Origin of the sequence: Sphingobium salicis subsp. salicis, assembly GCF_049472635.1 — a bacterium.
Taxonomy (GTDB): Bacteria; Pseudomonadota; Alphaproteobacteria; order Sphingomonadales; family Sphingomonadaceae; genus Sphingobium; species Sphingobium yanoikuyae_A.
The window spans coordinates 4425783-4438820 of the sequence record NZ_JAYRCS010000001.1 but is presented as its reverse complement, the minus strand read 5'-3'; the positions used below and the strand labels follow the sequence as shown (position 1 = coordinate 4438820).

At 67.2% G+C, this 13038-nt stretch carries 10 protein-coding genes; 3 read left to right on the top strand and 7 right to left on the bottom strand.

Annotation, left to right across the window (positions count from 1 at the left end; all coding sequences use genetic code 11):
- Window positions 1-20: 20 nt before the first annotated feature.
- Genes VHN57_RS21415 through VHN57_RS21405 form a run of 3 tightly spaced genes read left to right on the top strand, consistent with a single transcriptional unit; the run spans window position 21 to window position 4566 of the window.
- Complete coding sequence (locus VHN57_RS21415) at window positions 21-2417, top strand: beta-galactosidase (protein ID WP_423285323.1); 2397 nt, start codon at window positions 21-23, stop codon at window positions 2415-2417.
- Window positions 2414-3625, top strand: coding sequence for a glycosyl hydrolase 53 family protein (locus VHN57_RS21410; RefSeq protein ID WP_423285321.1), 1212 nt, complete (start codon window positions 2414-2416; stop codon window positions 3623-3625). Before VHN57_RS21415 ends, VHN57_RS21410 begins: the two co-directional genes overlap by 4 nt.
- Complete coding sequence (locus VHN57_RS21405) at window positions 3625-4566, top strand: glycoside hydrolase family 43 protein (RefSeq protein WP_125998831.1); 942 nt, start codon at window positions 3625-3627, stop codon at window positions 4564-4566. Before VHN57_RS21410 ends, VHN57_RS21405 begins: the two co-directional genes overlap by 1 nt.
- Here the strand turns inward: VHN57_RS21405 and VHN57_RS21400 are convergent.
- The 7 genes from VHN57_RS21400 to VHN57_RS21370 form a co-directional block, all read right to left on the bottom strand.
- The gene (locus tag VHN57_RS21400) at window positions 4522-5964 is read right to left on the bottom strand and encodes an efflux transporter outer membrane subunit (RefSeq protein WP_423285319.1); all 1443 of its coding nucleotides are present in this window, start codon (window positions 5962-5964) and stop codon (window positions 4522-4524) included. The two genes, VHN57_RS21405 and VHN57_RS21400, sit on opposite strands and share 45 nt — an antisense overlap.
- Window positions 5957-6859 carry an efflux RND transporter periplasmic adaptor subunit gene (locus VHN57_RS21395; RefSeq protein ID WP_010337503.1) on the bottom strand — a complete coding sequence of 301 codons (903 nt, stop codon included), beginning with the start codon at window positions 6857-6859 and terminating at the stop codon, window positions 5957-5959. The genes VHN57_RS21400 and VHN57_RS21395 overlap by 8 nt, the downstream gene beginning before the upstream one ends.
- Window positions 6856-7071 carry a DUF1656 domain-containing protein gene (locus tag VHN57_RS21390; RefSeq protein ID WP_004209328.1) on the bottom strand — a complete coding sequence of 72 codons (216 nt, stop codon included), beginning with the start codon at window positions 7069-7071 and terminating at the stop codon, window positions 6856-6858. The genes VHN57_RS21395 and VHN57_RS21390 overlap by 4 nt, the downstream gene beginning before the upstream one ends.
- Complete coding sequence (locus VHN57_RS21385) at window positions 7068-9167, bottom strand: FUSC family protein (RefSeq protein WP_423285317.1); 2100 nt, start codon at window positions 9165-9167, stop codon at window positions 7068-7070. Before VHN57_RS21385 ends, VHN57_RS21390 begins: the two co-directional genes overlap by 4 nt.
- A complete protein-coding gene (locus tag VHN57_RS21380) occupies window positions 9164-9574 on the bottom strand; it encodes a MarR family winged helix-turn-helix transcriptional regulator (RefSeq protein ID WP_251007672.1) in 411 nt (136 codons plus the stop codon). The genes VHN57_RS21385 and VHN57_RS21380 overlap by 4 nt, the downstream gene beginning before the upstream one ends.
- Before the next feature lie 143 nt (window positions 9575-9717).
- The gene (locus VHN57_RS21375; protein ID WP_004209325.1) at window positions 9718-10020 is read right to left on the bottom strand and encodes a hypothetical protein; all 303 of its coding nucleotides are present in this window, start codon (window positions 10018-10020) and stop codon (window positions 9718-9720) included.
- 23 nt (window positions 10021-10043) lie between these two features.
- Window positions 10044-12929 (bottom strand): M16 family metallopeptidase, encoded by a 2886-nt coding sequence (locus VHN57_RS21370; protein WP_423285314.1) that lies wholly within the window; start codon window positions 12927-12929, stop codon window positions 10044-10046.
- Window positions 12930-13038 lie beyond the last annotated feature (109 nt).

The window sequence follows — 13038 nt, the reverse complement described above, 5'->3', positions numbered from 1 at the left end:
GTTTCACCACAGGAGGACGGATGCCCGATATCGACCGGCGCACGGCGCTGACTGCCACGGGCCTTGCCGGCCTGGGTCTTGCCCTTCCCACCGATGTCCTTGCCCAGACGGCCAACAGCCTCGACGCGCGCAAGCCGGGCCTGCCGCTCAAGTCCGGGCATCTCCATATGGGCACCGGCGCCGGGCCGCAGGGCCGGATCGGCATCACCAATCTCTATCTGACCCGCGACGACCGGCCCTGGCTGCCGGTGATGGGCGAGTTTCACTTCACCCGCTTCCCGAGCGAATATTGGGAAGAGGAATTGCTGAAGATGAAGGCGGCCGGTGTCGGCATCGTCGCCTCCTATGTTCTCTGGAACCATGTCGAACTGGCGCCCGGCATGCTCGACTGGACCGGCGATCGGGATATCGGGCGCTTCGTGCGGCTCTGCCAGAAACATGGCCTGCTCTTCTTCCTGCGGCCCGGCCCCTGGGGCCATGCCGAGGCGCGCTTCGGCGGCATTCCCGACTGGATCGCCGGCAGCACCCGCGCGCGCAGCAACGACCCGGCCTATATGGCGCAGGTCGAGCGCTTCTGGCGCGGGCTGCACGATCAGCTCAACGGGCTGATGTGGAAGGATGGCGGGCCGATCGTCGGCATGCAGGTCGAGAATGAATATAATCTGGGCGGCCCCGGCCAGGGCCGGGAGCATATCGCGGCGCTGAAGGCGCTGGCGCTGCGGATCGGCTTCGACGTGCCGCTCTATACCGTGACCGGATGGGACCAGACGGTCTATCCCAAGGGCGAGGTGGTGCCGGTGCATGGCGGCTATCCCGACGAGCCCTGGTCGGCGAAGACGGTGAAACTGCCGCCCAAGGAAAATTACCTGTTCCGCTTCGACAGCCGGGTGAGCGGCGACCTGGGCGCACAGACGCGCGGCGGGCGGCGCGGCGATGCCGACAGCGACATGGCAGATACGCCCTTCCTGGGCGCGGAATATGGCGGCGGCGTGCCGGTCATGTATCGGCGGCGGCCGCTGTTGCAGCCGGCCGACGTGGCGGCGGCGGTGACGACGCAGGTCGGGTCGGGCGTCAATCTGCTAGGCTATTATATGTTTCATGGCGGCGCCAACCCGATGGCGAACGGGCGCATGCTGGAGGAGACGCAGCGGTCGGGCGGCTATAATGACTGCCCGGCGATCGCCTATGATTTCCAGGCGCCGATCGGCCAATATGGCGAGGTCAATCCGGTGAGCGCGGCGCTGCGCCCGCTCCATTATTTCCTGGCCGAATATGGCGAGACGCTGGCGCCGATGACGGTGCATGCGCCGGCCGTGCTGCCGGCAGACAAGGATGACCTGAAGACACTGCGCTGGGCGGTGCGGGCGAAGGGCGACACCGGCTTCCTGTTCGTCAACAATCATGTCCGCCAATATGGCACGGCGGCGCATCCCGGCACGCAGTTCGATGTGACATTGGCCGGCGGCCCGGTTCGCCTGCCGAGCCGGCCGGTGACGATCGCGCCGGGTGACAATTTCTTCTGGCCGATCGGCATGGATCTGGACGGGGTGCGGCTCGACTGGGCGACGGCGCAGCCGGTGACGCGCATTGCCGACAGGGACGGGCCGATCCATGTGATGGCGGCCTGCCTGCCCGGCCCCGTGGAGCTGGCCTTCCCGGCTGGAACGAAGGTCGATGCGCCAGCGCGGAGCGAAGGCGGACGGGTGATCGTCCAGGTGCCGCCATCCGCGACGCGGCCGGTGCGGGTGACGGGCGCGGACGGGCGATCGGTGCGGCTGCTGCTGATCGACCGGGAGGCGGCAAAGCGCATCTGGGTCGGCGAGATTGGTGGCGAGCGGCGCGTGGTGCTGAGCGCGGCGGATGTGCTGTTCGGGCCGGACGGGCTGGAACTGCGCCAGCGTGGCGAGGCGCGGTTCGCCTGGCAGATATTGCCCGGCAAGGCGGCGATGATGACGGCGAAGGCGACAGCTATCGCGCCCCTGCCCTTCACCCAGACGCGCGAGGCCGGCACGGCGCCGCCGATCGAGATTGGCGGGCCGGCCAAGGCGGCGATGCAGCCTTTGCCCGAGGCGCACAAGGCAGCGGCCGCGTTCACTTTCACCATTCCCAAGGATGTGTTGGCGGAGGGCGACGACGCTTTTCTGGAGATCGACTGGCGTGGCGATATCGGCCGGCTGTTCGATGGCCCCGACATGCTGGACGATGCCTATTGGGACGGACGGGTCTGGCGGATCGGCCTCAAGCGCTTTGCCGCGCGGCTGGGGCGCCCCTGGACGCTGACGGTGATGCCGCTGCGCGCCGATGCGCCCATCTATCTGGACGATATGGCGCGGGCGAAGCTGCCGGCGGGGGAACAGGTCGCGACGCTGGAAGTGCTGCGCATCGTCCCGGAATATCGCATGGAGGTGAAGGCATGACCCGTTTCACGCGTCGCGGCACATTCGGCCTTGCCACCCTGCCCCTGCTGGCCCGGCCGGCGCTGGCCAAGGTGAGCAAGAATGGCGCGCGGCCCGGCCCCTATCTGATCGGCGCCGACATTAGCTGGGTGCCCGAGGATGAGGCGGCCGGTGCGCGCTATTTCGTGGACGGGGTACAGAAAGACCCGATCCTGATCCTGCGCGATGCCGGGTTCAACGCGATCCGGCTGCGCATCTTCGTCGATCCGACCAAGGGCTATTCCAGGCGGGAACCGGACAAGGGCTGGGCCGGCCTGGCCCAGACGGTGAAGCTGGGCAAGCGCGTGCGCGACGCCGGCATGGGGCTGGTGCTGAGCTTCCATTATAGCGACACCTGGGCCGACCCGGAGCATCAGGCGGTGCCGGCGGCCTGGGCCGGTTATGACCTGCCGGCGCTGGCCAGGGCGGTCGAGGCGCATACCCATGACACGCTGGTGGCGATGCGCGCGGGCGGCGCGCCGGTCGACATGGCGGTGATCGGCAATGAAACGACCTTCGGCATGTTGTGGCCCTATGGCCGGGTGAAACTGTCGACGTCGACCGGCAATCCGGTGACCGACGCCAATCATGCCAAAGTCGGCGAGGTTGGCGGGTTCGACGGTTTTGCCGCGCTGCTGCGCGCGGGGATCGCCGGCGCGCGCCGGGCCGAGCCGGGGGTCGCGATCCAGGTGCATAATCATCTGGGCCGGCACTGGCCGATCGTACGCGAATGGACCGATGCGCTGATCGCGCGGCAGGTGGATTTCGATGTGGTCGGCTTTTCCTGCTACCAGCAGCGGGCGCAGGGCGACTGGGCCACGACCTTCAGCGAATATGTGAAGCGCTATCCCGACAAGGGGCTGCTGGTCGCCGAATATTCGAGCCGCAAGCGCTATATCAACGATCTGGTCCACGCCCTGCCCGGCAAGCATGGCTGGGGCACATTCATCTGGGAGCCGATCCGGCACCAGGAGGCGATTTTCGACCAGGACGGGCATAATGCCGGCGAAGGCGCCAAGCCCGATCTGATCAGCCAGGGGCTGAATGGGGCGGAAGCGCCGGGTGGGCTGGCCTCGCAGCAGCCGGCCGTGCCGAAACCCGAACCCACCGGGCCAATGGGCCATGGCGGCGACTATGTCGCCAATGAGCTGCTCGACCTCTACCCGCAAATGGCCAAGGATTATCGCTGATGAGACGGCGCGACTTTACATTGGGGCTGGGCGCGCTGGCGCTGGCAGGGTGCGCCACCCGGTCGGCGGCGCGCGCCGATGATATGCTGGTCTTCGCCTATTTCACCACCGGCAAGGGCGAGGCCGACGGCCTCAAACTGGCGGTGAGCGAGGATGGCTTTGCCTTTCGCACGCTGGCGGGCGGGCGCAGCCTGCTGGTGCCGCAGGTGGGCGAGAAGAAGCTGATGCGCGACCCCTATCTGTTCGCGGACAAGGGCGTCTATCATCTGCTGTGGACCACCGCCTGGGAAGGGGTGACGATCGGCCATGCGACCAGCCGCGATCTGGTCCACTGGTCGCCGCAGCGCGCCATCCCGGTCATGCAGGACGTGCCCGGCACCCGCAATTGCTGGGCGCCCGAGGCGGTGCGCGATCCGGCGACCGGGCGCCATATCCTCTTCTGGTCGAGCACGGTGGAGGGCCGTTTCACCGAGACGGCGGGGACGTCGGAATCGGGCTATAATCATCGGCTCTGGTCGGTCAGCACCAGTGATTTCGAGACGTTCAGCGCCCCCGCGCCGCTTTATGATCCCGGCTTCAGCGTGATCGACGGGACATTCGCGCAGGCTCCGGGCGGCGGCCTCTATCTGATCGTCAAGGACGAGACGGTGCAGCCGCCGCACAAATGGCTGCAGGTGGCGAAGGCGGACAGCCCGACCGGGCCGTTCGGCCCCCTGTCACCGCCCTTCTCGCCCGGCTGGGTCGAAGGGCCGATGAGCGCGCAGGTCGGCGATGCGCTGCTCTGCTATTATGACGTCTACAAGGAGGGGCGCTGGGGCGCGGCGATGACCCGCGACATGGTGACGTGGACCGACGTCAGCGCGCGCCTGACCATGCCGGCCGGCGCGCGCCACGGATCATTGCTGCGGGTTCCCCGCGCTCTGGTCGACCGCATCGTCTGAGGTCCAGCCGCCGCCCAGCGCCAGGAAGATGGCGATCTGGTCCTGCACCAGCTGGACGCGGGCGGCCGCGGCCGAGGATTCGGCGCTGGCGAGACTGCGCTGGGTATCGAGCAGGTCGAGGAAATCGCTGCGGCCAAAGCGGAACAGCTTGTTCGCCTGCCCCGCCGAGACATTGGCGCTGTCGCGCGCGCGATCGAGCGCCGCGGCCTTTTCCGCATCGCGGCGATAGGTTTCGAGCGCGGTTTCGGTCTGGCGCAGCGCTTCCAGCACGCTGCCGTCGAAGCTGGCAAGATCGGCCTGCACCTGGGCATCGGCCTGGGCAATGCGAGCGCGGACCACCGGACGGTTGGGGAAGGTCCAGCTGATGAGCGGGCCGAGGCTGAAGCCGAAGGCGGAGCCGGAGCCGAAATCCTTGAGCGGGCCGGACAGGCCGACCGAGCCACCGATGCTGACCTGCGGATAGAGATCGGCCATGGCAACGCCCAAAGTCGCGGTATCGGACGCGATCATGCGTTCGGCCTGGCGGATATCCGGGCGGCGGCGGATCAGTGCGGTGCCATCACCCACCGGCAGCGGCGCACCGAGCGACGGCAGGGTGGCGCAGCCTTCCACATCCCTGGGGTAATCGGCCGGCGGACGGCCGAGCAGGGTGGCGAGCAGATAGAGGCCGCTCTGGCGCTGCGCTTCATAAACGGGCAGCGTCGCCTCGCTCTGGTCCACCGCCGCCTGGGCGCGGCTGACGTCGAAGGCGGTGCCGCGACCACCCTTGAACAGGCGCTGGGTGGCGTTGAGCGTATCGCGCTGGAGCGAGACGACCCGGCGATTGACGCCGAGCGCATAATTGGCGGCGCAGACCTGGGCATAGGCCTTGGCCGTGGCGGCGGCGACGCTGACGCGGACATAGTCGCGCGCGGCGGTCACCGCCTCGACATTGGCACCGCTCGATTCGATCGCGCGGCGGATGCGGCCGTTGAGGTCGAGCGGATAGGAGGCGCTGAGGCCGAAATCATAGCTGACCGAGCCGGGCAGATGCTGGGTCACGCCCGAGGGACGCGCCAGCGTTTCGCCGCCGCTGATCGTGGTGCTGATCTGGCGCCCCGCCTCGGTCTCGCGCAGCACGGCCTGCGCCGCGGTGAGATTGGCATCGGCGACGCGCAGGTCGGTATTGGCGGTCAGCGCCTCGGCAATCAGCGCGTCGAGCCGGGGATCATTATAGAGTTTCCACCAATGGTCGGGCAGGTCGGCATTGCTGAAGCCCGCACCCTGCGCCGACTGGAAATTACCCTGCGCGCCCGGCGCGGTCGCGGCCGAATGTTCGGGCGGATGATAGTCCGGCCCGGCGGTGGCGCAGGCGCTGAGCGCCAGTGCCATCAAGGATGCAGCAAAGCCCTTACGCATGGCGGCAGCTTCCCGGCTTGGCATCCTTCTTCGCCGGTTCGACCGTGACCGTGGCGGTGCGGCCGGAGATCAGCGTGATATTGGCCGGGACATTGGTGAGCTTCACCCGGACCGGGATGCGCTGGGCGAGGCGGACCCAGGAGAAGGTCGGCTCCACCGTGGGCAGGAGGTTGCCGGAGTCACTGCGGGTCGAGTCATTGATGCCATAGGCGATGCTTTCGACCTTGCCGTGCAGATCCTGCTTCTCGCCCATCAGGCGGACGGTGACGGGCGCGCCGATGCAGACCAGAGGCAGCTTGGTTTCCTCGAAATAGCCCTCGACCCGCAGGCTGTCGCTGTCGATCAACGCCATCGCCTGGGTGCCGGCGCCCAGATAGTCGCCGGGATGCAGATCGAGATTGGTGACGACGCCGTTGACCGAGGCACGGACCTGGGTGCGCTTGAGGTTCAAGGCGGCGGCATCGCGCGCACTCCGCGCCTCGGCCAGCGCGGCCTGCGCCGTGGCGACGCGGGCGACATTCTGTTCATGGCTTTCCTTGGCGACGAGATCGCCCAGCGCCAGATCGCGGGTCGCCTCCCGCCGGGCCTGGCCGAGCGTGGCCTGGGCGCTGGCGATCTGCGCCTCCGCCTGTTCCAGCGCCAGCGCATAGCGCGGCGTGTCGATGACGAAGAGCAGGTCGCCCGCCTTCACCTGCTGGTTGTCGCGCACCGCGACCGAGGTGACGAGGCCGCCAATATCGGGGGTCACGCGCACCACGTCGGCGCGCACGCGGCCGTCGCGGGTCCAGGGGCTGCGCTCATAATGGTTCCACATCCACACCGCGACGATGACGGCGAGGATGACGATGATGATGGTGGCGGCGCTGCGGATCAGCGTCCCGGTCAGGCGGTTCATAGGCGGATTCCCAGCATCGGAACGAGAATGGACAGGCCCCCGAGCGTCAGCACGAACAGGCTGAGGTCGACGAGTGCCCGATAGGCAAGAAAGCGATAGAGGCCGAACGCCGCGATCAGGCGGGTGAGGCCATAGGTGAGGATGAGCGCGGCCAGCGCCAGCGCCAGCAGCGTGGGGAAGAAGACCCCGTCGATGGACAATTCGCCGGTCATGCGGGAACTCCGGTCAGGGGGGTCATGGGGGGCATGCGATAGCCGGCGCTGTCGGCAAAGAGATTACGGCGCAGGCTGACCAGCGCCAGGATCGCATCACGGCGGACCGAGGGCGCGGGATTGGCGGCAAGGTCGCCGATGGCGCTGTCGATGTCATCGAGCAGGGCGGGATCGGCCGCAGCCGGCGCATCGGGATCGAGCCGGCGATAATGGTCGGCCACGCCGCCCAGCACCCGGCCGAGCGGGGCGCCTTCCTCGAAGGGGAGATCGACGCGGAGCTGGCGAAGCTCGCCGATGGCGACACCGGTGCGCAGGTCGCGCAGCGCGTCATAGAGCGGCTTGCCGCTGTCCGTGCGAATGGCGGCAAGGCGCGGGGCGAGCAGCGCGATGCGATCGAGCATGCGGTTGATCCAGCCGCGCACGTCGGGCTGGGTCATGAGGTTGGCGCGAGTGGCGATATCCGCCCAGCCGGCGCGCACGGTGCGGCGCACGGCGCGCTCCACCCCGGCCGATTGCAGCAGGCCGGCCATAATGATGGCGAACCAGATGCCGACAAGCTGCGCCACCGAGCCATTCACATAGGAGGCGAAGGCGCTGACATAGGCACTGGAGAGCAGCACCGGACTGCCGAGGCCAAGCAGCGTCGGCAGCGCAATCCCCATCCAGCGCGGCGAGGCCATCATTGCGCCCAGCACCAGTAGCGGCGGCGCATAGGCCAGGGCGAGCATGGCGAAGCCGTCGAGCCGGGGCATGATGGCATAGCCATAGAGAGCGCCGAGGAAGGTGGCGATGATCGTGCCGATCATGAAGCCCTTGAGCGGGGCGAGCGGATTGTCCGACGCCGAGAAGAGCGCAAGGAAGACGCCGGCCAGCATCACCGCGCTGCCGCCATCATGCCAGCCGCTGCCGATCCACAAGGCGCAGCCGATCGTCACCGTCATGAAGGCGGCGAAGGCGCCGCGCGCGGCGCCGGCATAATCGCGATGCAGTTCGCGATTGCGGCGTCCCTCCAGCAGTTCGGCGACGCGCGGCGTCACCGGGCTGCGGCTGTGGGTCAGCATCTGGTCGAACAGGTCGCGGCAGTCGCGATGGACCGCGATCAGCGTGCCGAGGCGGGAATAGAGGCTGAGCCGCATCATGCCGGCCCAGTCCATATCGCTGTCAGCCGCCGGTTCCAGCGCGGCGCAGCGGTCGATCAGCGCCTGGGCACCGGCGGCACGGGTGGCGCTGTCGGTGCCGGGATGATCGAGCCAGTCGCGCGCATCGGCGATCAACTGTTCGACCTGGGCCGGGACGATGCCGCCATTGGCCTGTTTCAGCATCGCCAGCCGATCCTCGACCGCGGCGCCGAGCGGCAGCAGCAGCGAGAGCTGGTCCTGCATCGCGCGCACGGTGCGGACGCGCGGCGCGAGGCGGCTGATGTCGAAGGGCAGATGGATCGACATCTGGTGCAGTTCGGTGACGTCCTGCGCCAGCCGGCGGCGTTCGGCGTCGAGGCCGGGCACCGGATCGGTCGCGATCGCATCGCGCGACCAGCGTTCGGCATCGCGCAGCATGGCTTCGACACGGGCGAAGAGGTTGCCGGTGATCGAGCCGGGCAGAACGACGCCATGGACGATGCTGCCGCAAGCGATGCCAATCCAGATTTCCTGCACGCGCAGGGTGGCGACGGTGAAGATGGTCTGGGGCGAGTCGACGTCGGGGAAGACGATCAGGCAGGCGCTGTAGCCGGCCAGCACGAACATGTAGGAGCGCGGCGTGCGATCGAGCAGCGAGACGAAGACGCAGAGCGCCAGCCAGGCGGCCATGGCGAGGGTCAGGAGTTCGGGCGAATTGACCAGAGGCGGGACGATCGCGACCGAGAAGGCGGCGCCGACGATGGTGCCGATGGCGCGGAAGATCGCCTTGGAAATCACCGCGCCGGCGAGCGGCTGGGCGACGATATAGGAGGTAAGGAAGGCCCAATAGGGGCGTTCCAGGCCAATGCTGAGCGCCACATAAAGGGCCAGCATCGCCGCCAGGAAACATTTGAGCGAGAATAGCGCGGCGGGAACGCCAAGGCGCTCGCTCCAGGCTGACAAAGCGGCCTTTTTCATGACTGGCCCCGGCGCTCCCCGATACGGCGTCGCAGCAGTTCTAACAGATTGACGGCGGTCTCGATATCCGCCTCTGGCACACCATCGAGCAGGTCGTTGCGCATGTTGCTGAGCCGCGTTTCGATGCGGCCGACAAGGTCGCGGCCGGAGGTGGTGAGCGACAGGCAGTTGGACCGGCGATCCTCCGGATTGGGGGTGCGCTCGATCAGGGCGGCGGCCTGAAGATGGTCGAGGGTGCGGACCAGCGAAGGCTGGGTGATGCCCAGCACATCGGCCAGTTCGATCTGGCGCACGTCGGCGCCCAGCCGGTCGAGATAGAGCAGGCACCAGCCGGCGGAATTGGAGACGCCAAATTCGGCCAGGGTGGAATCGGCAAGCTGGCGCCAGAGGCGCGCAATCTGCGGCATATTATGCGCCAGGGCGCGCTGAAGGTCGGTCCGATTCACAGATGCTTAGATAGCTAACTAATTTTATAGTGCAACGGGTCGGCCATGAATTTTTGGTAATGTCGGTTGCGGCCCGGCATGAACCGGGCCGCAGCCGATAGGGATTATGCGCGACGCGTGCCGGTGAAGGGTGCGGCACCAAAGGCGCCGAGCTGCATCGTGCCGGTCAGGCTCTCGCCGGTGATTTCGGCTTCGCATTCCAGCGTCATCGGCATGGGGATGGTCATTTCCATCTTCCATGTGAGCTTGTTGCCGGCGACCACGCCATCCTTGACGTCGAGCGAGCCCATCATGCCGGCAAAGGTGCCGTTGAAACGGTCACCCGTGCTGATCACGGTGAACACGCCGGTCTGTTCGCCCAGCGGGGTCTTAGCCACGCAATCATAGGCACCATCCACTGCAGCCATCTCACTTCTCCTTTACGTTAGCGTCAATCAGCCAATGTGCCCATTTCCACCGGCAGGCCGACCGCGTCAAGCTGGGGCTTCACCAATTTCGCATCGCCGACCACGACCCAGATCAGCCGATCGGGGTTGATCGCCTCGCGCGCGGCCTGATCCATCTGCGCCGCGGTGATGGCGCGATAGGTCGCCGGCAGGGTGGCGTAATAGTCGTCAGGCCGGCCGAGCAGATTGTTGCGCATCATCGCCGAGAGCAGGTCGGACGAGGTTTCGAAGCTGCCGGGCAGCGACAGGATCTGGCCGTTGATGGTCTGGTCGCGCTCCGCCTGGGTCGTGCCCTTGCTGGTCAGGAAATCCTTGATGTCCTGGCGCGCGGCGATGATCGATTCGCCGGTCTTGTCGGTCTGGACCGGGGCATAGACCAGCAGCGGGATGGTTTCCTTGACGCCGGGCATGCCGGTGCCCGCGCCATAGGCCCAGCCCTTCGCCTCACGCAGGTCCATGGTCAGGCGCGAGGTGGTGCTGCCGCCCAGCACCTCGTTCGCAGTGATGAGGGTGACCGGATTGTCGGTGCCCGATTTGTTGGTGAGCTGGCCGGCGAGGATCATCGACTGCGGGCTTTGCGGCTTGTCGATGAGGACGATGCGCGACGGGCGCATCATGCGGTCCATGCGGAACAGCTTGGCGCCCTTGGCCATGGCCGGCGCCTTCCAGTCGCCGAAGCGCTTTTCGAGCAGCGGCAGCAGTTCGGCCAGCGTCGTGTCGCCGGTGGCGAAGATGGTCGCATTGTCCGGGCGCATCCATGTGTCATGGAAGGCGACCAGATCGGCGCGCGTCACCGCCTTGACGCCGCTTTCGGTGCCCGAACCGGTGAAGGGAATGCCATAGGGATGGGCCTGGCCATAGAGCATCGGCGGCAGCATGCGCTGGGCGATGGCCATGGGCTGGGTCTTTTCCGCGGCGATGCGGGTCAGCATCTGGCTGCGCAGCCGTTCCACTTCCTTGGGATCGAAGGCGGGATTGCGGATGATGTCTGCGAGCAGGCCGAGCGAGGCGTCGAGATTGGGCTTGAGCGCATAGAGGCCGACATTGGTGGCATCCATGCTGTTGGCCGCGCTGATGCCGGCGCCCAGACGTTCCTGCTCCTCGGAAATCTGCACCGAGTTGCGGCTGGTGGTGCCTTCGTCGAGCAGGGCGGTGGTGAGCGCGGCGGTGCCGAGCTTCTGCCGGTTGTCGGCGGCATTGCCCGCGTCGAAGGCGACCGAGACCTTCACCACCGGCACGGTGGCGCGGCGCGAGAAGACGACGGACATGCCGTTGGACAGCTTCGCGCGCTCGACCGGCGGGAAGACCAGATCCTTGACCGGCTCGATCGGCGGCTCGGCAACCTTGGTCGGCGGCGGCGGCGTGCCGGCCTTGGGCGCCGGGCCATTGGGATCGCGGAAATGGGCGGGATGCATGGTGGCGCTGCCCGTCGGCGCATTGCCGGCGAGCGCATTATCCTCGGCCGAGCGTTCGCCCGGCGACACGGTCAGGCGGAAGACCGGGCGGCCCAGCCATTTGCGCGCGGCGGCCGAGACGCTGGCGGGCGTCGCGGCGGCATAGATGGCGAGATCCTTCTTATATTTGCCGGGATCATTGGAATAGACCGCGCCTTCGGCCAGGGTCACCGCCTTGCCGGAGAAGCCGCCAACCTTTTCGAGACCACCGATCGTGCCGGAGAGCTGCTGGGTCGCGGCGCGCAGCACCTCGTCCGCGCTGGGCCCCTTGGCGAGATAGTCGGCGAGCAGCGCATCGAGCCGCTTGCCCACGGCGACCGGATCCTGACCCGGCTTCACGTCGACGGTGATCTCGACCATCGACAACTTCTCGAACGGCTGGATGCTGGCCTTGACCGCGACCGCCACCTTCTCGTCGCGCACCAGAATATTGTCGAGGCGCGAGGAGCCGAGGCCACCGAACACCGAGAGGGCAAGGTCAAGCTGCTGCAGGTCGGGGGAATTGACGCCGGGGACGATCCAGTTGCGGTAAAGGCGGGTGGCAGCGACATTGTCGTGCATCACCTTTTCCACATCCTTGTCGAGCGTCGGCACGGTCGCGTCGACATCCTGCGGGGCCGGGCCCGACGCGATGTTGCCGAACCATTTTTCGACCTTCGCCCTGGCGGTCGGCACGTCGATGTCGCCGGCCAGCACCAGCGTGGCATTGTTGGGGCCATAATGAGTCTTGAACCAGCTCTGGACGTCGGCAAGGCTGGCCGCGTTCAGATCCGCCATCGAGCCGATGGTGGAGTGGCGATAGGGATGGCCTTCGGGCAGCATGCCGGCGAGCTGGGCATATTCGACCAGGCCATAGGGCTCATTCTCGCCCATGCGCTTTTCATTCTGGACGACCCCGCGCTGGGCATCGAGCTTGGTCTGGGTCACGGCGCCGAGCAGATGGCCCATGCGGTCGGATTCCAGGAACAGTGCGCGATCGAGCGCGCCGGTCGGCACCGTTTCGAAATAATTGGTGCGGTCGAACCAGGTCGTGCCGTTCCAGTCGGTGGCGCCGATATCTTCCAGACGGCCGAAGAAGGGACCGTCGGCATTTTCAGACCCGTAGAACATCAGATGTTCGAACAGATGGGCAAAGCCGGTCTTGCCGGCGGGCTCGAAGCGCGAGCCGACATGATACCAGACCGACACGGCGACGATCGGCGCCTTGCGATCGGTATGGACGATGACCCGCAGACCGTTGGGCAGGCGAAATTCCTGATAGGGGATGTCCACCGCCGAAACGAGGCTGGAGAGCGGCGCGGGCGCGGCGGCGGCGGTGGCCGGGGCGGCCTGCGCGGCGGAGCCAAGCGGCGCGAACGCAAGCGCGGACAGGCCGAGCATCAGGGGAAGCCGGCGGGACATGCGGGTAAGGATCATGAAGACCTCTAGGACAGGAGGGCAGTCGATACGGCCGGGACGGACCCCGCCGCGATGGCGCGCAGCATAGCGGGGCGTGATAGCGGCGCAATACGCATGATATCGACAA